This window comes from Pseudomonas sp. PDM13 (assembly GCF_025685765.1).
GTDB lineage: Bacteria > Pseudomonadota > Gammaproteobacteria > Pseudomonadales > Pseudomonadaceae > Metapseudomonas > Metapseudomonas solani.
The window spans coordinates 94,025-113,133 of the sequence record NZ_JAOTQU010000017.1 but is presented as its reverse complement, the minus strand read 5'-3'; the positions used below and the strand labels follow the sequence as shown (position 1 = coordinate 113,133).

Below are 19,109 nucleotides of genomic sequence, written 5' to 3'. Positions count from 1 at the left end.
GAATGAATTCGCCCCTACAGGTACGACCTGCCGAGGCGAACTCCGCCGTAGGGTGGGCTTCAGCCCACCAACAAAAGCACCGCGTGGGCTGAAGCCCACCCTACGGGCACAGCGTTTCCCGGTGAGTCCGTAGGGCGGGTGAAACCCGCGAAACCATGCGTCGCAAATGTCGGGTTGCACCCGACCTACAGGCCTGTCCCAACGTCCCGAAAAGCGGGCGAATGAATTCGCCCCTACAGGTACGGCCTGCCGCAATGAACTCCGCCGTAGGGTGCTTCCGCTCAGCCGATCAGGCGCAGTTGCAGGTTGCCAAGGTTGCGGTCGGCGCGGATGCCGAAGGTGGTGCGCATGGTGCGGGAGAAGTGCGCGGCGTCGGCGAAGCCGGCGCCGTGGGCGGCCTGGGTGAGGGGTTGGCCTTCGAGGGCCAGGCGCAGGGCGAGGCGCAGCCGGCGCCAGAGCACCAGGCGGCGGACGGAGAGGCCGACCTGTTCGCCGAACAGGCGCTCCAGCTGGCTGAGGGAGAGGCAGGCGCGGCTGGCCAGGGCCTGGGCGCTGACCTTGTCGGCCAGCAGTTCGTCCACCTCGTCCAGTGCCCGTTGCAGGCGGGCGTCCAGCGCCGGGCGCGGTGCGGTCAGCAGGCGTTCGGCCAGGGTGTTCAGCTCCGTGCCGGCGCCCGCCAGCAACGCCAGCAAGGCCTGCGGAGCGAACGCCAGGGGTTCGGCATAGATGGCCACCAGCGCCTGCCCGGGCAGGGTCAGCGCGTGCTCGCGCATGGACTCCACCAGCACCGCCTGGCCGCTCACCGGCTCGCCTTCCACCAGCAGTTGCAGGGGCAACTGGCGCGCCAGCAGCACCTGGTGGGCGTAGTGGGCGTGGGGCATGGCGTCACCGCTGGCGCCGTCGATCAGGCAGAAATCGCGGGCCAGCCAGAGTGCGCCTTGCCAGGGGGATTCGGTCATCACGGCGTCCTGCCGGTTGCGGGGCGGACAGGATCAGGGGATCGGGGCGGATAGGACAAGAGGCGGCGCATTCCGACAGTCAGAAAAGACAATGCCCTGGCCGGTCCGATTGTTCGCCAGATGCCCCCTTCCTATCCTCCGGCGGTCGCGGTCAATCCCGCGACCGGGTTTAGCGACTCGAAAAGATGGCGCATCGTGCCAGTTGGCGCATGTGGAAAGCGGCGAAAAGCTTTTTGCAGACGTGCTCGTATCTGCAACCTTTCCACATCGATCAATGGCGGACTGCGCGGGGAGACCTTCAGGTCTGCCGGCTCCATCTTCCGGTTCGCTAACCCCGTGCGGTCCGCCACCCTTCATTAGCGATGTGGGTGGCGGCTCCTTTACCTGAAGATGGAGCTTCACCATGCACGACGCCTATCTGCCCCTCACCTTCTACCGCCACACCCGCCCGCTGCGCGCCTTGATGCTGGATAACCAGCCCTGGTTCGTCGCGGAGGATTTCGCCCGCCTCCTGGGCATGCAGCACCCGCAGCAGTTGCATCACCGGCTTGGCAGCGGCCATGCCCGGCAGGTGCTGCTCGAGTGCGCCAGCGGCCATGCGGAGCCGGTGGATGTGATCAGCGAGGCCGGCCTGTACAAGGCGCTGGTGCGCTTCGGCCACCCGGAGAATCCGCAGCTGGAGCGCTGGCTCAATCGCGAAGTGATCCCCACCCTGCGCGATGCCCATGAGCACGACGACCAAGTGCCACGCCGGGTGTTGCTGGCCTGGCAGGGTACGCGGGTGGTGATGCTCAACTGGCAGGGTGAACTCTGGGTGCCGCTGGAGGATATGCCGAGCCTGGTGCGGCTGGGGTGACAGCGGGAAGCGGGGCCTGACACGCGTCAGGCCCCGCTGGGTTTCAGGGTTGCTCCAGCGCCACCACCAGGGCCTTGAGGAAGCGCGCGGCCTCGCCGCCGGTGACGGCGCGGTGGTCGAAGGTGAGCGACAACGGCAGGATCGGGTGCACCGCGGGCTTGCCCTCCCAGGCCACCACTTCGTCGCGGATGCCGCCGGCGCCGATGATCGCCACCTGAGGCGGCACCACCACCGGGTTGGCGTAGCGGCCGAACAGGGTGCCGAAGTTGGACAGGGTGATGGTCGCGCCCATCATTTCCTGCGGCGGAATGGAGCGCGCCTGCACGTCGGCGCGCAGCCGCGCCATGCCTTGCTTGAGGTCTTCGGCGCTGCGCCCGCCGACATCCCGCAGCACCGGGACGAAGAGCCCATCCGGCGTGTCGACGGCGATGCCGAGGTCGAGCTTGTCGTGCCGGCGGATGGAGAGCACGCGGCCATCGAACCAGCTGTTGAGGATGGGCTCCACCTCACAGGCGGCGGCGATGGCCTTGCCGAGGCGGATCAGCGGGTCACGCGCCCGTTCCCAGCGGTGCAGGTCGGCGTCGCCGTAGATCGTTACCGGCACCACTTCGGCGTGGGAGCGGGCCATGTTGATCGCCATGCTGCGGCGCACCCCGCGCAGGCGCTCGCCGCCGAAACGGTCGCGGGCACTCTGCGCCGCCGCCTCGACATCGGCACGGGTCACCAGGCCTTCGGCACCGCTGCCCTGCAGGCCGGCCAGTTCGACGCCGAGCCTCTGGGCCAGCTGGCGCACCGCCGGGGTGGCGCGGGGGGCGAGGTGCTCGCGGGTGGAGGGGGCGGCGCCGACGAAGAAGGCATCGGCACGGGCATCACCGCCGCCTTCCAGGCGCCCGACCACGGTGCCGGCGTCGCTGTCTTCGCCGTCGTAGGCCAGCAGCGGTTCGCCGACATGGAGGATGTCCCCCTCGCGGCCGAACAGCTTGGCCACCAGGCCGTCGTAGGGGGCGGGGATATCCACCAGGGCCTTGGCGGTTTCCACCGAGACCACGATCTGGTCGGCGTGCACGGTGTCGCCGGCCTTGATGTGCCACTCGACGATTTCGGCCTCCTGCAGGCCTTCGCCAAGGTCGGGCAGTTTGAAGTGTTTCATGGTCGTCTCCTCGGCTCGTCAGGCGTAGTCCAGCACCAATTCGCAGGCCGCGAGGATGTCCTCGGGGCTGGGGATGTAGAGCTGCTCCAGGCGGTACAGGGGCGGCGGGATGTCCGGCGCGGTGACGCGCTGGATGGGCGCCTGCAGGTCGAGCAACGCACGCTCGTAGAGGCTGGCGGCGATCTCCGCGCCCACCCCGCAGGAGCGCGGCGCCTCGTGGACGATGACGCAGCGCCCGGTCTTGCGCACCGAGGCTTCGAGGGTGTCGAGGTCCAGGGGCTTGATGCAGGCGACGTCGATCACCTCGGCGCTGATGCCCTGCTCTTCCAGGCGCTGGGCGGCCTGCAGGGTTTCGTGGACGCTGGCGCCCCAGCTGACCAGGGTGATGTCCGCGCCCTCGCGCAGGGTGAAGCAGCTGTCCAGGGGCAGGCGCTGGCCGTCGTCCACCAGGGGCTGCGGGTTCATCCGATAGAGCCGCGTGGGTTCGAGGAAGACCACCGGGTCCGGGTCGTCGATGGCCGCCAGCAGCAGGCCGTAGGCGCGGGCCGGCGACGAGGGGATGACCACCCGCACGCCGGGTATCTGGGCGAAGATCGCCTCGGTGCTTTCGCTGTGGTGTTCCGGCGCGCGGATACCGGCGCCCATGGGGCTGCGCAGCACCATGGAACAACCGAGGCGCCCACGGGTGCGGTTGCGCAGGCGGCTGGCGTGGGACACCAGGTGCTCCATGGCGGCATAGATGAAGCCGAGGAACTGGATTTCCATCACCGGCTTGAGGCCCTGGGCGGCCATGCCGACGCAGAGCCCGGCGATCATGGTTTCCGCCAGCGGCGTGTCGATCACCCGCTTGAAGCCGAAGGCCTCGCGCAGGCCGAGGGTGGCGCGGAACACGCCGCCGTTGACGCCGACGTCCTCGCCCAGCACCACGACGTTGTGGTCTTCCTCCATGGCGCGGTGCAGGGCCAGGTTGACCGCTTCGAGCAGGGCGCGTTTCTCCATCACTTCGGGCTTATTCATGGCGGTTCACCTCGCGACGGGCGGCGCGCTCGAGGAGCATTTCGCGTTGCTCGGACAGGGCCGCCGGCCAGCGGGCATAGACCTGGTCGATGATGGATTCCACCGGCTGGGTGCCGGCCGAGTCGAAGCGTTCCACCGCGGCCTGGACCTCCTTCTGACACTCGGCGATCAGCGCCTGCTCGCGGCCTTCGTCCCACACCGCGTTGGCGGCGAGGTAGGCCTGCAGGCGCTTGATGGGTTCCTCCTGCCAGGCCTTCTTCACCTCGTCGGCGCTGCGGTAGCGGGTGGCGTCGTCGGCGGTGGTGTGGTCGCCCAGGCGGTAGCTGATGCACTCCAGCAGCACCGGGCCCTTGCCGTGGCGGGCACGGTCCAGGGCCGCCCGCATGCGGTCGTAGACGGCGAGCATGTCGTTGCCGTCCACCTGCTCGCCGGGGAAGCCGGCACCGATGGCCTTCTGCGCCAGGGTGGCGGCGCCGCACTGGATGCTGCGCGGCACCGAGATGGCCCATTGGTTGTTGTTGACCACGAAGACCATGGGCAGCTGCCAGGCACCGGCGACGTTGAGTGCTTCGAGGAAGTCGCCCTTGCTGGTGGCGCCGTCGCCGCAGGTGGTGACGGCGACGCGGTGCTCGCCACGGATCTTGAACGCGGTGGCCACCCCGCAGGCATGCAGGGCCTGGGTGGCGATGGGCACGCAGAGGGGAAAGTCCTGCGCCACGGCCGGATCGGCGTAGGCGCTGCCGCGCTCGTCGCCGCCCCAGTAAAGGAGGATTTCCTCCATGCGCACGCCGCGCATGAGCTGCACGGCGGTGTCGCGGTAATAGGGCACCAGCACGTCTTCGGCGCCCATGAGGCTGCCGATGGCGACGCCGATCGCCTCCTGCCCGAGGGTGGGTGCGTAGGTGCCGATGCGGCCGGTGCGCTGCAGGGCCACGGCCTTCTGGTCGAACAGGCGGGTCAGGACCATCTGCCGGTAGAGCCGGGTCAGCAGGTTGAAGTCGTCGGCCCAGGCGGGCAGCTCGCCGAGCAGGCGCCCTTCGGGGTCCAGGTGGCGCGTGTAGGGGATGTCGATCCTTGGGTTATGCATGTCACTCCTCCTCACCTCGTGGGTGCTTCAAGGGTGGCGGCGTTCGTGGCGCCGCATGGCGGGACGGTGGGCCGGATCACGGCCCTGGTCCCGGCTCCCGCGACGGGCGCGGGAGGCCCTGCTCAACGGTAGAGCAGGCGCTCCGCCAGGGCATCGGCAACGCGCGCGGGTGAGCGCTTGTCGGCCTGGGCGTGGGCGTAGATTTCGGTCAGGCGCTGACCGATGCGCGACAGGTGCGCGGTGATGGCGGGCAGCTCGTCGCCCTTGTGCTTGAGGGCGACATAGATGAGCCCGCCGGAGTTGATCACGTAATCGGGGGCATAGAGGATGCCGCGGGCCTCCAACCCGTCGGCGCTGTCGGCGCTGGCCAGCTGGTTGTTCGCAGCCCCGGCCACCGCCGCGCAACGCAGCTGGGGGATGGTCTGCGGGTTGAGCACGCCGCCGAGGCCGCAGGGCGCGAGGATGTCGCAGGGCGTGGTGAGCAGCGCTTCGCTGGCCACCGGCTGGGCCCCGAGCTGCTCCACGGCGAGCTGCACGCGGCCGGGGTCGAGGTCGCTGACCAGCAGTTCGGCACCGGCCGCCACCAGTTGCTCGGCCAGGGCGTAGCCGACGTTGCCGAGGCCCTGGATGGCCACGCGCAGGCCTTCGAGGTCGTCGCTGCCGAGGCGCGCCTGGGCGCTGGCGCGGATGCCGGCGAATACGCCCATGGCGGTGTGCGGCGAGGGGTCGCCGGCGGAGCTGGTGCTGGTGACATGACGGGTGTGCTGGGCGATGCAGTCCATGTCGGCGCTGGAGGTGCCGCTGTCGACGGCGGTGACGTAACGCCCGCCGAGGGATTCGATCATGCGGCCGAAGGCTTCGAACAGCGCGGCGCGGTTATCCACATGGGCGGGGCGCATGATCACCGCCTTGCCGCCCCCCTGTTCGAGGCCGGCGAGCGCGGCCTTGTAGCTCATGCCCTGGGCCAGGCGCACGGCATCGCGGATGGCGCTTTCTTCATTGGGGTAGGCGAGGTAGCGGCAGCCGCCGAGGGCCGGGCCGAACCGGGTGTCGTGGATCGCGATCACGGCCTTGAGCCCGGTGACCGGGTCCTGGGCGAGATGCAGCGCTTCGAGCCGCGCGGTCTCCATCATGTTGAACATGGCGAGCCCCTTGGTGAGGTTAGGAGCCAGTATAGGCGGCGGGCGCGGCACCGGGTCGCCGCCCGCCCACTGGACGAAAATCCGGCCGCCAGCTACAACCGTGGGGCGAACCGGAGATGCGCCATGAACCCTCGCCAACGTTGCCTCGCCTGCCTCGAAACCAACCCGCCCTCCGCCCTGGAAGCGGCGTTATGGGTTGCCGCCGAGCATGACCCGACGGTGAACCCGGCAACGGTGCTGCGGGATGTGGCGAGCCTCACCCAGCAGGTGGCGGCGGGCTTGCCGCAGTTGCCGGCCATCGAGCTGGCGCAACCGCTGCTGCGCCGCCTGAGCGAGCTGGACTTCAACGAGGACGACGACCAGCCTCCCGCCCCCCGCGCCGCGCTGCTGGACCAGGTGCTGCAACGCCGTCGTGGGCAGCCGCTGTCCCTCGCGCTGCTGGCCATGGAGCTGGCCGCACGCCTGGATATTCCGCTGGTGGGGGTGAACTTCCCCGGGCACTTCCTGCTGCGCGTACCCGGTGCCGATCACCTGCTGGACCCTTGCGGCGGCCGTCGCCTCTATACCCGCGACTGCCGCGACCTGCTGCTGCGTACCCTCGGCCCCAAGGCCGAGCTGCAGGCCTCGCACCTGCGCCAGTGCGACGCCCGCGAGCAGCTGCAGCGGCTGTCACGCAACCTGCGCCAATTGCACCTGCAGGCGGAAAAGCCGCTGGAAGCCTTGAAGGACGCCGAACGGGTGCTGGAACTGGGCGTTGCCAACCTGGTGGACCACCTGGCCCGCGCCGATATCTACAAGCAGCTGGAATGCCCCCAGGCCGAACGCTTCGACCTGCAGCGCGCCCTGCTGCTCTGTGAAGACACTGCCCAGCGCCTGCTGCTGACCCAGCGCCTGGAACAGCTCGGCCACGAGGCGACGCCGGCGTTGCATTGAGTGGGCCTGTCGCCCCTTGGTGATGGGTTTCGCTTCGCTCTACCCATCCTACGAACTGAAGTCCCCTACAGAAAGCAGCGGTGGGCTGAAGCCCACCCTACGTCGCCCCGCGCCGCCTTACGCCCGCCCTGGCCTACATCAGGCCCAGCGCCTTGGCGTGGGCGACGGCCTGGGTGCGGCGCTTGACGCCGAGCTTGCCGTTGATACGCCGGGCGTGGGTCTTGACCGTGTGCAGGGAGATGAACAGGCGCTCGGCGATTTCCTGGTTGGAGCTGCCCTGGGCGATGAGGCCGAGCACTTCCAGTTCGCGCTGGCTCAGCGGGCCACCGACGATGCCGTCTTCGGGCTCCTCGCCCGGGTCCATGTCCAGCGCCTTGAGCATGGCCGGCTGGCGCAGCTGCAGTTCGCGCAGGGGCTGGTGCAGGTTGAACTGCTCGGCCAGGGTGAGGCCGTCGCGCAGGGTGGTGGCGGCCTGGTCCAGGTCGCCGCCGAGGTATTCCGCCTCGGCCAGGGCCAGGTGGATTTCCACTTCCAGGGCGTGCATACCGTTTTCCCGGGCCTTGTGCAGCTGGCCCAGCAGGCGCTGGCGGGCATTGAAGGCTTCGCCCTCGTAGAGCTCGGCCAGGGCCAGTTGCCATTCGATGCGCGGGATCAGGTCGAGGGTCGCCGGGGGCGCCTGCACCGCGTGCTCGCCCCGGAAGTGCCGCAGCACCCGCAACAGGGCATGGCGCGCCTGGCCGGCGCGGCCCTGCATGAGCAGCAGGCTGCTGCTGACCTGCAGGAGCACGGCGCGGTAGACCCGCTCGGGGATATGGCGCATCTGCATCAGCCGTTCGGCTTCACGTAGGCGATCGAAGGCGCGGTCGAATTCGCGGCGGTTGGCGTCCAGCGTGGCTAGGCCGAGGTAGCCGAACAGGGCGCGGTAGTCGCCACAGTTGCGCGCTTCCTGCAGCCCGTACTGGTAGTGCTTGCGGGCTTCCTCGTCACGCCCCTGGCGCAGGGCCAGCCGGCCACGGCGCAGGGCCAGCCGGCCGAGCAGCGGGCTGGCATTCCGGCCCTGCCCCATGAGGAACTCCTGGGCACGCTCCAGCACCGCATCGGCCCGCAGCAGGGCGCCGCGATGCTCCAGCAGTTGCGAGTGGTCGAGCTCGAGGAAGGCCTCCAGCAGCAGGCTGCCGTGGCTGCGCGCCAGTTGCAGGGCCTCGCGGCTCAGCTCCTGGGCGGCATCGAGATCACCGGCCAGCAGCGCCTGCTGGGTGAGGCCGGAATAGCAGATCAGCTTCTGTTCCCAGGCGTCGTCGGCCAGGGTCGCCAGGGCCTCGCCCAAGTGCAGGCGGGCACCGGGGCCGTCGCCCTGGAGGTGGGCGAGCAGGCCGTACTGGGCCTGCCAGTACGACACCAGGTCACGCTGGCGCTCGGCATCGGGCTGGGGCAGGAAGCGGCCCTGCTCGGCGATGCAGCGCGCGGCCTCATCGAGCTTGCCGGAGAACAGCAGCGCACCGGCGAGCAGGCGCAGGGAATGCGGGGAGACCAGCAGCAGGCTTTCTTCCACTTCCTGGTGCAGGCGCAGCAACAGGGCGACGTTGCGCCCCTGGAACAGGTGCTGCACGCCGAAATGCTGCAGCAGGCTCACGGCCGCTTCGGGCTGCTCGGCTTCCAGGGCGTGTTCGGCGGCGGCCTGCCAGTCACCTTCAGCAGCGAACCATTGGCAGGCGCGCAGGTGCCAGCCACGCCCGGAGTGGGCATCGCGGTGGCGCATCTGCACCGCCAGCGGCGCGAAGACGCGGAACCAGCCGGGGGCATCTCCCAGGGGTTCGATGAAGCTGCCCAGGGCATCCAGCTCGCGCAGCAGCCGGGCGCCTTCGCCGGGGCCGAACAGGTATTCGCAGAGCGCCGCGTTGAAGCGCGGCAGGTGCGCGAGGGCGAGCCAGGCTTCGGCCTGCTCGGGGCCGAGGCCGGCGAAGAGTTCGTGATCGAGGTAGGCCGCCAGGGTGGCGGAGTGGCCGCCGCGCTGCAGCGGGTCGGCGAAGCCCCAGTCCACCGGTTCCAGCAACGCCATGCGCACGCCGGCGCACCAGCCGCCGGTGCTTTCCAGCAGGCGCGAGGGGGCGTCGTGGGGCCAGCCGTGGCGCGACAGCTCGAGCAGGCGGGCGAGCTCGTCGGTTTCCAGGGTGAGCTGGGCGGCGTCCATCTCCAGCAGTTCGCCGTCGATCAGCAGCCGGGGCAGGTTGCAGGCGGGGCGCCGCCGGCCGCTGATCCACCACTGCAATGCGGGGCTGCTGGTGGACAGCAGGCGGTCGAGGCAGGCATCCAGCTCGGGGTTGGGCTGCCGGCAGTAGTCGTCGAGGATGATCCAGCCGGGCATCGCCCATTGCGCCAGGGCGCGCTGCACGCTGGCCTCGTCGGCCTCCTCCAGCCCCATGACAGCGGCCAGGCCCGCACAGAAGCCGGCGGGCGAAAGGGTGACGCCGCCCAGGGGCAGCCAGTGCACCGAGTAGTCGGCCGGACAGCGCTGCACGCACTCCATCAGCAGCACGCTCTTGCCGCTGCCGGCGGAGGCGCAGAGCAAACGCAGGCGCGCCGTGGAGCTGACCAGGGGGCCGCTCAGGCGGGGGCGCTCCACATGCAGCGCGGGCAGGCGCGGCAGGTAGGCGTGGGAATCGAAACGGGTCATGGCGGACATGCGGCACGCCTCATTGTTCTTGTTCGGCTGCTCAGGGCGCCAGCCTAGGTCTCTGGCACGGGCCTCTTGAAGGATCATTCAGGGCAATGATCCAAGCCCATAAAAAAGGCGGCCAATGGCCGCCTCGAAGGTGGGAGCGTCGCAATCACAAGATGGGGGCGCGCACGTCCCTGTGCGCGTGGGACATCAACGGACGCCGGCGTTACGCAGCGCGGCGGGGGTGTAGTCCGCAGCCTTGCCGACGAAACCGAATTCGAAGCTGTGCTTCTCTTCGTTCTTCATGCCCAGGGCCAGGTAGCGGCCGGCGATGATGTCGTACAGGGCTTCCAGGGTGTAGGCCGGAACCTGCTGGTTGTAATAGAACTGGGCGTGGCCCTCGGCGACGCGCCACAGTTGGCCGCGACCGTCGTAATGGTCCACCAGGGCCACCTGCCAGCTGTCTTCGTCGATGTACATGTGGCGCTTGGCGTAGATGTGGCGCTCGCCGCTCTTCACGGTGGCGACCACTTCCCAGACGCGGTGCAGCTCGTAACGGGTCAGGTCCTGGTTGATGTGGCCGGCCTTGATCACGTCGTCGTACTTGAGCGAGGGCGAGTCCAGCTTGTAGCTGTTGTAGGGGATGTACATCTCCTTCTTGCCCACCAGCTTCCAGTCGTAACGATCCGGGGCTCCGGAGAACATGTCGAAGTTGTCGGAGGTACGCAGGCCGTCGGAGGCGGTACCCGGGCCGTCATAAGCGACCTGGGGCGCACGGCGCACGCGGCGCTGGCCGGCGTTGTAGATCCACGCCAGGCGCGGTTCTTTCACCTGGTCCAGGGTTTCGTGCACCAGCAGGACGTTACCGGCCAGGCGCGAGGGAGCGGTCACCTGCTGCTTGAAGAACAGCAGCACGTTCTCGCCCTTGCCCGACGGCAGGTCCGGCATCTCCTGGGGCACGGCCACTTCTTCCTCGAAGCGGATCGGCGTGTAGGAGCCGTTCACCTGGGGAGTGGCCTGGGTGATGATCCGACGCAGGTTGCCGCCACGGTAGCGGGTGATGTGGTTCCAGATCACTTCCACGCCGTTCTTCGGAATCGGGAAGGCGTAGTAGCGGCTGTCGGCGAAGTTGGCCAGGCCATTGCCGTCGTTGATCGGCTGTACGGTGACGGCGCTTTTCTTCGCCGCCTCGTTGACCGCGGCGGGCACGGCGACGGTGCGGTGGGTCGGGTACACCGGGATCTTGTAGGTCTCGGGGTAGCGCTTGAACATCGCCACCTGGCCGTCGGACAGCTTGTCCTTGTACTGGTCGACGTTGGCCGCGGTGATGGTGAACAGCGGTTTCTCGCTGGCGAAGGGGTCGGCGAGGAAGCCCTTGGCGTCCACCGCGCCGGCGTCCTTGCCTATGCCGCCGGTCCACTCGGGAATGCTGCCGTCGGCGTTGCCGGCCTTCTCCGCACCCAGCGGGGTGAGGCTGGTACCGAGCTTGGCGGCTTCGTCAGCGGACACGGCAGCCATCACGTTGGCGGCGAGCAGGCTGAGAACCAGGGCGGTGCTGTGCAGGATCGTCTTACGCATAGTCATGTTCTCTGTTCACTCAGAAGTTCATGCCGAAGCTGACGGCAAGGAAATCGCGGTCGACCAGGGTGTTGTACTTGCCACCGAAGAAGTCCGTGTAGCTGAGGCTGGCGGTGTAGGTGTTCTGGTAGTCGGCATCGACACCGATGCTGAGCGCCTTGGCACCCTCGTTGAACAGACCGTTGGGGCCGTAGCCGTCGACGTCATGGGACCAGGCCACGTTCGGCTTCAGGTTGATGCCGGCGATGACGTTGGCGTAGTCGAGGATGGCGCGGGTGCGGTAGCCCCAGGAGGTGCTGGTGACGAAGCCATGGGTGTCGCCGCCGAAGCCGTAGGCGCCATACACGGAGTCACGGCCGTAGCGCAGCTCGCTGGCGTTCTCCAGGCCACCGACGTGCACCACGCCGACTTCGCCCACCAGGGTCAGGCGCTCGGCGCCCAGTACCTGGTCGATGAAGTGGGTCAGGGTGGTCTGCACCTGGGTGATTTCCTTGCGCTTGTAGCCGGTGTTGTCGGCGCCCGGCGCAGTGGCGATCGGCGAGGCGGTGCCGCCGGCGATCGGGTTGACCAGGGCCAGGGTCACGTCGTTGGTGTTGAGCTGGACCGGGGCGTTCGGGCGGTAGCTGATCTCGCCGCTCCAGGCCGTGCCGGTGGGCAGGGTGGTGGAGAAGCTCAGGCCGTAGAGCTGGATGTCCTCGGGGTATTCCAGGTAGTACTGGCCGTTGCCGAGCATGGTGCTCTGCGCCAGGCCGGCACCGGAGCCAGCGACGATGCCGTTGGCAGTGGAAATGATGCTGGGCAGTGCGGCGAGGGTCGCGGCGCTGGCCGTCTTGGTGCCCACGAACGGGGTACGGCTGTGGTAGTTCATGAAGTAGGCGGCGTATTCGGTTTCGTCGCCCAGCCAACGCAGGGCCGCGCCGAACTGGCCGCTGTCACGGGCGTCGCGGTCGCCGCCACGGGGCAGGATCACACCCTCGGAGGTGACCTCGAAGCCCTGGCCGAAGGCGGCCGCCACAGGCTGCAGCGGCGCGATGGCCGGGGAGCCCACGGTGTAGCCGGTTTCGCAGCCGTCGGAGGCCACGTCGCCACCGAAGAAGGTGCCGCAGTTGTCCAGGACGGTCTGGTCCCATTCCAACTGGTAGAAGGCTTCGACGCTGAGCTGGTCGGTCAGGGTCTGGGACACGTAGAACATGTTGACCGGAATCAGACCTTCCTTGATCTCCGCGCCAGGGCGGCGGAAGGCGGAGACGTCGACCGGGTTGATCGAGTTGATGCTGTTGCCGATGAAGGTGCTTTCGCCCCAGCTCACCACCTGCTTGCCCACGCGGACGTTACCCGGCAGGTCGGCGATGCTGTAGTTGTGGTAGACGAAGGCGTCCAGCAGCTGCGCGCCGGAGGACTTGGAGCCCTCCTTGCGGTTGTGGTCGCTGATGTCTTTGAACTGGCGGTTCTCGTCCTTCAGTTCGAAGTCGTACCAGTATTTGCCACGAACGAACACGCCGGTGTCGCCGTACTTGAGTTCGAGGTCGTGGATGCCCTTGAAGATCTTCGAGAAGGTTTCGCCCTTCTTGAAGTTGAGGCGGCCATCGTCACCGGTGGACGACTGGCCCTTGCCGCCGTTCACGGTGCTGACCAGATCCGGATCGGCGCCGCGCATGGACCAGCTGGCACCCACCGACAGCGAGGAGTCGAACTGCCCTTCGATCTCGCCGATGTTGAAGTTGACGGCGTGGGCCTGGGTGGCAAATCCCAAGGCTACGGCGGCGGCCAGCGCGTGCGGCCGGAAAACTGCGCGCATTGTTGTTTTTGTCATGCGGCTTTCCTGGTTGGTGAAGGAGGAGCACACCCTAACCAGTCACCCGCACAGGCGATAAGCGCACCAAGGAGGGATTCATCCTGTAGCTCGAAAGAGTGAATCCATGCTCTGGAACACTCCTTGCCGGGCCATTATCCGGCAGCGCTATGGCGCACCATCGAGAGCATGGATGGAACCTTCGCCTCCCCCTACCCTCAGGGCCACGGCTTTGGCATCCTGAGCCACTTGCCGACTATCGAACGACCATGACCGAGCCCGACCACGACACCGCCGCCACCCGCGAAGTGGTGATGCGTTACCACTTGAGCTGGAAGGCCCGCGACATCGACGCGGTGCTGGCGCTCTACCACCCGGACGTGGAATACAACGACTACTTCCAGAACCGCTGCCTGCACCGTGCGGAGCTCGGCGACTACGTGCGCGCCACAATGCCCAGCGGGCCGGACGAGTACCTGGAGCACAGCGACCGCATCCGCGTGGACGGCGATACCGCCTTCATCCAGTACAGCCTGCGCCTGGGCCACAGCGGTACCTTTCGTACCAGCGAGGCCATTACCGTCCGTGACGGCCTGATCTGGCGCATCAACGAATACGCCCTGCTGATCCAGGACAAGCGCGAGGCCGGCGACCGCCTGCAACGCCCCGCCGCCAGCCGCCTGGGACTTTCGGCCCGGCAGCTGAGCCTGCTGGCGCGGGACCTGGAGGACTACTTCCAGCACAGCCAGCCCTACCTCGACCCGGCGTTGGACCTGCACCAGGTCGCCGCCGCCACCGGTTACACCCGTAACCAGATTTCCTACCTGCTCAACCAGATGCTCGGTCAGAGCTTCTACCAGTACGTCAACCAGGCCCGCCTGGACCACCTGCTGGCGCAACTGGAGCAGGGACCGGCCTCGCCGCGCATCGACGAACTCGCCTTCGCCGCCGGCTTCAATTCCCTCTCGGCCTTCTATCGCTGCTTCCGCCAGCACACGGGATTGTCGCCGAAGGCTTACTTGAAGCAGCTAAAAGCCTCTCTCTGAGCGGCACGCCGAGTCCCGGCGTGCACGCACACACGACAGCGCCCGCGCCAGCTTCTAGTCTTGCCGCCATCCGAACCTTTCCAACTGGGAGCCCCGCTATGCCGGCCTGGCAATCGATCAGCCTGTGGATGGACCAGCTCGACGAGCCGCTCACCCCGCGCCCCGCCCTGGGCGGCAGCCTGGAGGTGGATGTCGCCATCATCGGCGCCGGCTACACCGGCCTGTGGACCGCCTACTACCTCAAGCGCCAGTCGCCCGAGCTGCGCATCGCCATCCTCGAAGCCGAGATCGCCGGCTTCGGCGCCAGCGGGCGCAACGGCGGCTGGCTGATGGGCAACCTGCTGGGCGAAGACCGCGCCCTGGCGAAGCTCTCCCGTGACGAGCGCCGCGCTTCCCTGGAGCTGCTCCACGGCATTCCCGACGAAGTGGCCGAGGTGCTGCAACGCGAAGGCATCGACTGCGACTACCGCAAGGGCGGCGTGCTCTATTGCGCGGCCCGCTACCCCGAGCAGGAAGTGCGCCTGCGCCAGCAACTGCGCGACCTGCACGCCGAGGGCCTGGGCGAGGACGACTACCGCTGGCTGACCCCGCCGGAGCTGGGCCGGCAGATCCGCGTGACCGGCGCCCTGGGCGGAATCTTCACGCCGCACTGCGCCACCATCCAGCCGGCGCGCCTGGTGCGCGGCCTGGCCCGCGCCGTCGAGCGCATGGGCGTGCAACTGTTCGAACAGAGCCGCGTCACCGATTGGCAGCCCGGCCGCATCACCACCCTGCAAGGCGAAGTGAAAGCCCACTGGGTGGTGCCCGCCATCGAAGGCTACGCCGCCGCCCTGCCCCCGCTCGGCCGCTACCAGTTACCGGTGCAAAGCCTGCTGGTGGCCAGCGAGCCGCTGCCGGAAGCCACCTGGGCCGAGATCGGCCTGGAACAGGGCCAGGCCTTCAGCGAGAACAGCCGCCAGGTCACCTATGGCCAGCGCACCACCGACAACCGCCTGGTGTTCGGCGCCCGGGGCGGCTACCGCTTCGGCGGCAAGCTGCGGGAGAACTTCCAGCTCGACGACGACGAGATCGCCCTGCGCCGCTACCTGTTCGGCGAGCTGTTCCCGATGCTGCGCAACGTGCGCCTGACCCACAGCTGGGGCGGCAACCTGGGTATGGCGCGGCGCTTCCAGCCGCACATGCTGGTGGACCGCGCCAGCGGTATCGCCCTCTCCGGCGGCTACGGCGGCGAGGGCGTGGGCGCCACCAACCTCGGCGGCCGCACCCTGGCCGACCTGATCCTCGGCCGCGAAACCCTGCTCACCCGCCAGCCCTGGGTGCTGGGCGACGGGCCGCTGAACCGGCTCTCCGCCTGGGAGCCGGAGCCCTGCCGCTGGCTCGGCTACAACGCCATCATCCGCAGCTTCGTCCACGAGGACCGGGTGCTGGCCAACCCCCACAGCGCCCCCTGGCGCCGCGCCCTGGCCAGCCGCCTGGCCGGGTTCATGGAAAGCCTGATGCGCTGAGCCGGGCGATGCCCGCTCACCTGCCCCCAAACGACAACGCGACTGGAAGCCCTTGCATGAAAGCCACCCTGCTGAAGAACACCCACGAACTGCCGCTCTCCGAACCGGCCCCGGTGCCCGTCCCGGTGGGCGAGCCCGTGCCGCACACCCGCGTGCACTCGGTGGAGCGCACCGACGGCGTGGAAACCGGCGTCTGGGAATGCAGCCCCGGCAAGTTCCGCCGGCAGATCGTCGAGCAGGAGTTCTGCCACTTCACCCACGGCAGCTGCACCTTCACCCCGGACGGCGGCGAGCCCATCGAGATCAAAGCCGGCGACGCCCTGCTGCTGCCCGCCAACAGCCTGGGCATCTGGGATGTGAAGGAAACCCTGCGCAAGACCTACGTGATCATCAGCCGCTGATTCTGGCGGTGCAGCCTGGGAGCGCTGAGCGCTCCTGGGCGAATGAATTCGCTATGTCTGCGTTAAGTGTTGTGGGCTTAAAGCAAGCGCTCAAGCACGGTGCTTTCCGGGAATTTATAGACCTCTGCCACTTCCACCGCATGGGTTTCGCTCCGCTCTACCCATCCTACGAAAGCCCGTGCGCACCACGTGGTCATTCGTTGGGCGGAGAACGTTGGAGCAGCCGCCAAACGCCCCTTTCAGAAGGCCGAGCGAATCGTCGTGTAGGGGGTTGAGCGACATGGATGTCGCGAGAGCCGCGATGGGCCAGGGATGGCCCTTCGCGGCGTGCCCCTGGAACGATGATGGAGCGAGGGAAGTCTGGCGAAGCCAGACCCGTATGCAGGGGCAAGCCCTTTTGGTTTCTTTTGGGGCGACTGCCAAAAGAGACTCGCCCGGGGGGGCGAAACCAGAAGCGTCACCAGAACTCAGCAATCAACTGGGCCCAAATTCTCTAGCAGCACTTACTGCAAACAGAGCCAATGAATTCGCCCCTACAGGGTAGAGCGCAGGAGCCGTGCCATACGCCGTAGGTCGGGTGCAACCCGACGCACCGAGCCTGTCCATTCGCGAATGAATTCGCTCCCACGGACGGGGTTCGTCGGATGGGTTCGCGCCCATGGCCGTCGTCAGGAAAACTGCCCGTGACGCCCCTTGCCGCCGCTGAAGGCCTGGGCGCCGGTGCGGGTTTCGCCGCTGTGGATAACCTCGAGCCCGCCTTCGAATTCATTGGCGATGGCCACCTCGAACGGCAGCTGCCACTGGGCATAGGCACTGGCACGGTCGGCGAGCATGCAGCGTTGCGGGAAGGCGGCGATCTCCAGGGCCAGCCGCTCCGCTGCCTCGCGTGCCGTACCGGATGGCACCACGCGGTTGGCCAAACCCATGGCCAAGGCTTCCTCAGCTTGCACCGGGCGGCCGGTGAGGATCAGGTCCAACGCCCGCCCCTGGCCGACGATGCGCGGCAGGCGCACGGTGCCGCCGTCGATCAGCGGCACGCCGAAACGCCGGCAGAACACCCCGCACACGGCGTCCTCGGCCATCACCCGCATGTCCGCCAGCAGCGCCAGCTCCAGGCCGCCGGCCACGGCATAGCCTTCGATGGCGGCGATCAACGGCTTGGAAAGCTGCATGCGGCTCGGCCCCATGGGCCCGTCGCCATCCACCTCCAGGCGGTTGCGCCGCGCGCCATCCTCGGCCACCGCCGCCAGGTCCGCCCCCGCACAGAAGGTGCCGCCCGCGCCGGTGAGCACCGCCACACGCGCCGCGTCATCGGCCTCGAAGGCGCGCAGGGCATCGGCCAGCGCCTCGGCGGTGGGCCGGTCGACGGCATTGCGCACCTGGGGACGGTCGATGATCAGGGTGGTGACGGGGCCGTTCTTCTCGACTCGGATGCTCATCGGGACTCCTCGGGTTGAAACGCGGGCATGAAAAAGGCCGGCAAGAGTGCCGGCCTTCAACATAGTGCGTCCCCGGGGAGATGTTCAGCCCACTGGCGGAACTCCCAAGGAGTCTGGCGGGATCAGCCCACGTATTTCTGCAGGTTGGCCATCATTTCCTTCAGCGCTTCGACGTTGTCCGCCGGGTGGGCGGCGCCTTCGAAGTCGCAGATCTGCTTCCAGCTGGCGGCCACGTCTTCGACGCTGAAGCCTTCGCGCGGGTCGAAGCCGGCGCCCAGGCTGCGCTCCCAGCGCACCTTGCCGATCCAGCCGCCGCCCACTTCGAACAGGCCGGAGGTTTCCTGGCACTGCTCGCTGCCGAGGTAGACCACCAGCGGGCTGACCAGCTCGGGCTTGAGCTGCTCGAACACCTGCGGCGGGATCAGGCCTTCGGTCATGCGGGTGCCGCCGGTGGGGGCGATGGCGTTGACGAAGATGTTGTTCTTGCGGCCTTCGATGGCCAGGGTGCGGGTCAGGCCGTAGAGGCCGAGCTTGGCCATGCCGTAGTTGGACTGGCCGAAGTTGCCGTAGATGCCGGAGGTGGACGAGGTGAAGATCACCCGGCCGAAGCCCTGCTCGCGCAGGTGCGGCCAGGCGGCGCGGGTCACCTTGTAGGCGCCTTCGACGTGGACCTTGTAGACCAGCTCCCAGTCGGCGTCTTCCATCTTGTGGAAGGTCTTGTCGCGCAGGATGCCAGCGTTGTTCACCACCACGTCGATGCGGCCGAAGGTGTCGAGGGCGGTCTGCACGATCTTGTCGCCGTCGGTGACCGAATCATGGTTGGCCACGGCAGTGCCGCCGGCTTCGCGGATCTCCGCCACCACACGGTCGGCGGCCGAAGCGTTGGCGCCTTCACCGTGGGTGCTGCCGCCCAGGTCGTTCACCACCACCTTGGCGCCGTGTTTGGCGAACAACAGCGCATGGGCGCGACCCAGGCCGCCACCGGCGCCGGTGACTATGACCACTTTGTCTTCGAAACGGATCGACTCGCTCATGCAATGGACTCCAGGGCAGTTTTTGGTATCGGCCGAGTTTCCTGCAGCCCGGCCCCGCCCCACAAGGAAAGGCGGCGGGCATGAATGGTGGCCGATAACGCCAGGGGATAGCGGGCCGCTTGAAACCGCCCCGCCCAGCGACCCGCGCCGCTATTCGAAGGGCATGAAAATGCGACCCCGGGGCCGAAACTTGAACAGCCACCAGTTATGAAAGGTGCAAAGCAGCGTCAGCGCCAGGCAGGCGAAGAAGGAACCGGCCGCCGACCACCAGATACGCGGGCTGCTTTCGACATAGCAGCCATAGAGCACCAGGCCGATGCTGCCAAGCAGCAGAAGCAGCGCCAGGGGCCGCCCCGGACCGTTGATGAAGGGGTGGAGGAACACCAGCAGCTTGTAAAACATCACGATCTCCAGGCGCCAGGGCGGGCCCGGCGCTGCGTCATTGAGTGGAGTCGCGATGCTAAGGCCCCGCCCCGTCAGCGGCTGCCGGGGCGGGTCGACAGGCGCTGAC

General features: G+C 68.1%; 16 protein-coding genes. 5 read left to right on the top strand and 11 right to left on the bottom strand.

Annotation, left to right across the window (positions count from 1 at the left end; translation table 11 throughout):
* Positions 1 to 281: 281 nt before the first annotated feature.
* The gene (locus OEJ36_RS18295) at positions 282 to 959 is read right to left on the bottom strand and encodes a helix-turn-helix domain-containing protein (protein WP_263402719.1); all 678 of its coding nucleotides are present in this window, start codon (positions 957 to 959) and stop codon (positions 282 to 284) included.
* 403 nt (positions 960 to 1,362) lie between these two features.
* Here OEJ36_RS18295 and OEJ36_RS18290 point away from each other — a divergent pair, with 403 nt between their 5' ends.
* Positions 1,363 to 1,815 carry a Bro-N domain-containing protein gene (locus OEJ36_RS18290; RefSeq protein WP_263402718.1) on the top strand — a complete coding sequence of 151 codons (453 nt, stop codon included), beginning with the start codon at positions 1,363 to 1,365 and terminating at the stop codon, positions 1,813 to 1,815.
* 43 nt (positions 1,816 to 1,858) lie between these two features.
* On the opposite strand, the gene OEJ36_RS18285 is transcribed toward OEJ36_RS18290, so the two are convergent.
* From OEJ36_RS18285 to OEJ36_RS18270, 4 genes are all read right to left on the bottom strand, one after another.
* The gene (locus OEJ36_RS18285; RefSeq protein WP_263402717.1) at positions 1,859 to 2,965 is read right to left on the bottom strand and encodes a dihydrolipoamide acetyltransferase family protein; all 1,107 of its coding nucleotides are present in this window, start codon (positions 2,963 to 2,965) and stop codon (positions 1,859 to 1,861) included.
* Between the two features lie 18 nt (positions 2,966 to 2,983).
* A complete protein-coding gene (locus tag OEJ36_RS18280; RefSeq protein ID WP_263402716.1) occupies positions 2,984 to 3,982 on the bottom strand; it encodes an alpha-ketoacid dehydrogenase subunit beta in 999 nt (332 codons plus the stop codon).
* Entirely contained in the window at positions 3,975 to 5,069 is a 1,095-nt protein-coding gene (gene pdhA / locus OEJ36_RS18275; RefSeq protein ID WP_263402715.1) for a pyruvate dehydrogenase (acetyl-transferring) E1 component subunit alpha, read from the bottom strand. Before pdhA ends, OEJ36_RS18280 begins: the two co-directional genes overlap by 8 nt.
* A 122-nt stretch (positions 5,070 to 5,191) precedes the next feature.
* Entirely contained in the window at positions 5,192 to 6,211 is a 1,020-nt protein-coding gene (locus tag OEJ36_RS18270; RefSeq protein WP_043239942.1) for a Glu/Leu/Phe/Val dehydrogenase family protein, read from the bottom strand.
* A gap of 123 nt (positions 6,212 to 6,334) precedes the next feature.
* Here OEJ36_RS18270 and OEJ36_RS18265 point away from each other — a divergent pair, with 123 nt between their 5' ends.
* A complete protein-coding gene (locus OEJ36_RS18265) occupies positions 6,335 to 7,144 on the top strand; it encodes a SirB1 family protein (RefSeq protein ID WP_263402714.1) in 810 nt (269 codons plus the stop codon).
* A gap of 133 nt (positions 7,145 to 7,277) precedes the next feature.
* On the opposite strand, the gene OEJ36_RS18260 is transcribed toward OEJ36_RS18265, so the two are convergent.
* The 3 genes from OEJ36_RS18260 to OEJ36_RS18250 form a co-directional block, all read right to left on the bottom strand.
* Positions 7,278 to 9,827 carry a LuxR C-terminal-related transcriptional regulator gene (locus OEJ36_RS18260; RefSeq protein WP_263402713.1) on the bottom strand — a complete coding sequence of 850 codons (2,550 nt, stop codon included), beginning with the start codon at positions 9,825 to 9,827 and terminating at the stop codon, positions 7,278 to 7,280.
* A gap of 186 nt (positions 9,828 to 10,013) precedes the next feature.
* A complete protein-coding gene (locus tag OEJ36_RS18255) occupies positions 10,014 to 11,381 on the bottom strand; it encodes a DUF1329 domain-containing protein (protein WP_263402712.1) in 1,368 nt (455 codons plus the stop codon).
* Positions 11,382 to 11,400: 19 nt separating this feature from the next.
* A complete protein-coding gene (locus OEJ36_RS18250; RefSeq protein WP_263402711.1) occupies positions 11,401 to 13,194 on the bottom strand; it encodes a DUF1302 domain-containing protein in 1,794 nt (597 codons plus the stop codon).
* A gap of 293 nt (positions 13,195 to 13,487) precedes the next feature.
* On the opposite strand from OEJ36_RS18250, the gene OEJ36_RS18245 reads away from it, so the two are divergent.
* From OEJ36_RS18245 to OEJ36_RS18235, 3 genes are all read left to right on the top strand, one after another.
* Complete coding sequence (locus OEJ36_RS18245; protein ID WP_263402762.1) at positions 13,488 to 14,219, top strand: AraC family transcriptional regulator; 732 nt, start codon at positions 13,488 to 13,490, stop codon at positions 14,217 to 14,219.
* 98 nt (positions 14,220 to 14,317) lie between these two features.
* On the top strand, positions 14,318 to 15,724 hold the full coding sequence (locus OEJ36_RS18240; protein ID WP_263402710.1) for an NAD(P)/FAD-dependent oxidoreductase: 1,407 nt from the start codon (positions 14,318 to 14,320) through the stop codon (positions 15,722 to 15,724).
* 56 nt (positions 15,725 to 15,780) lie between these two features.
* A complete protein-coding gene (locus OEJ36_RS18235) occupies positions 15,781 to 16,125 on the top strand; it encodes a cupin domain-containing protein (protein ID WP_263402709.1) in 345 nt (114 codons plus the stop codon).
* 668 nt (positions 16,126 to 16,793) lie between these two features.
* On the opposite strand, the gene OEJ36_RS18230 is transcribed toward OEJ36_RS18235, so the two are convergent.
* The 3 genes from OEJ36_RS18230 to OEJ36_RS18220 form a co-directional block, all read right to left on the bottom strand.
* Positions 16,794 to 17,564 (bottom strand): crotonase/enoyl-CoA hydratase family protein, encoded by a 771-nt coding sequence (locus OEJ36_RS18230; RefSeq protein WP_263402708.1) that lies wholly within the window; start codon positions 17,562 to 17,564, stop codon positions 16,794 to 16,796.
* Positions 17,565 to 17,686: 122 nt separating this feature from the next.
* Positions 17,687 to 18,598: an SDR family oxidoreductase gene (locus OEJ36_RS18225; RefSeq protein ID WP_021217018.1), complete on the bottom strand. Its 912-nt coding sequence runs from the start codon at positions 18,596 to 18,598 to the stop codon at positions 17,687 to 17,689.
* Between the two features lie 150 nt (positions 18,599 to 18,748).
* Complete coding sequence (locus tag OEJ36_RS18220; protein WP_263402707.1) at positions 18,749 to 19,000, bottom strand: hypothetical protein; 252 nt, start codon at positions 18,998 to 19,000, stop codon at positions 18,749 to 18,751.
* Positions 19,001 to 19,109: the final 109 nt, after the last annotated feature.

Bases quoted from the DNA above. Each gene is read 5' to 3' on its own strand.
- pdhA (WP_263402715.1), bottom strand. From the start codon at position 5,069: ATGCATAACCCAAGGATCGACATCCCCTACACGCGCCACCTGGACCCC.
- OEJ36_RS18285 (WP_263402717.1), bottom strand. From the start codon at position 2,965: ATGAAACACTTCAAACTGCCCGACCTTGGCGAAGGCCTGCAGGAGGCC.
- OEJ36_RS18225 (WP_021217018.1), bottom strand. From the start codon at position 18,598: ATGAGCGAGTCGATCCGTTTCGAAGACAAAGTGGTCATAGTCACCGGC.
- OEJ36_RS18245 (WP_263402762.1), top strand. From the start codon at position 13,488: ATGCGTTACCACTTGAGCTGGAAGGCCCGCGACATCGACGCGGTGCTG.
- OEJ36_RS18295 (WP_263402719.1), bottom strand. From the start codon at position 959: ATGACCGAATCCCCCTGGCAAGGCGCACTCTGGCTGGCCCGCGATTTC.
- OEJ36_RS18255 (WP_263402712.1), bottom strand. From the start codon at position 11,381: ATGCGTAAGACGATCCTGCACAGCACCGCCCTGGTTCTCAGCCTGCTC.
- OEJ36_RS18235 (WP_263402709.1), top strand. From the start codon at position 15,781: ATGAAAGCCACCCTGCTGAAGAACACCCACGAACTGCCGCTCTCCGAA.
- OEJ36_RS18270 (WP_043239942.1), bottom strand. From the start codon at position 6,211: ATGTTCAACATGATGGAGACCGCGCGGCTCGAAGCGCTGCATCTCGCC.
- OEJ36_RS18265 (WP_263402714.1), top strand. From the start codon at position 6,335: ATGAACCCTCGCCAACGTTGCCTCGCCTGCCTCGAAACCAACCCGCCC.
- OEJ36_RS18230 (WP_263402708.1), bottom strand. From the start codon at position 17,564: ATGAGCATCCGAGTCGAGAAGAACGGCCCCGTCACCACCCTGATCATC.
- OEJ36_RS18220 (WP_263402707.1), bottom strand. From the start codon at position 19,000: ATGTTTTACAAGCTGCTGGTGTTCCTCCACCCCTTCATCAACGGTCCG.
- OEJ36_RS18260 (WP_263402713.1), bottom strand. From the start codon at position 9,827: ATGTCCGCCATGACCCGTTTCGATTCCCACGCCTACCTGCCGCGCCTG.
- OEJ36_RS18290 (WP_263402718.1), top strand. From the start codon at position 1,363: ATGCACGACGCCTATCTGCCCCTCACCTTCTACCGCCACACCCGCCCG.
- OEJ36_RS18240 (WP_263402710.1), top strand. From the start codon at position 14,318: ATGCCGGCCTGGCAATCGATCAGCCTGTGGATGGACCAGCTCGACGAG.
- OEJ36_RS18280 (WP_263402716.1), bottom strand. From the start codon at position 3,982: ATGAATAAGCCCGAAGTGATGGAGAAACGCGCCCTGCTCGAAGCGGTC.
- OEJ36_RS18250 (WP_263402711.1), bottom strand. From the start codon at position 13,194: ATGACAAAAACAACAATGCGCGCAGTTTTCCGGCCGCACGCGCTGGCC.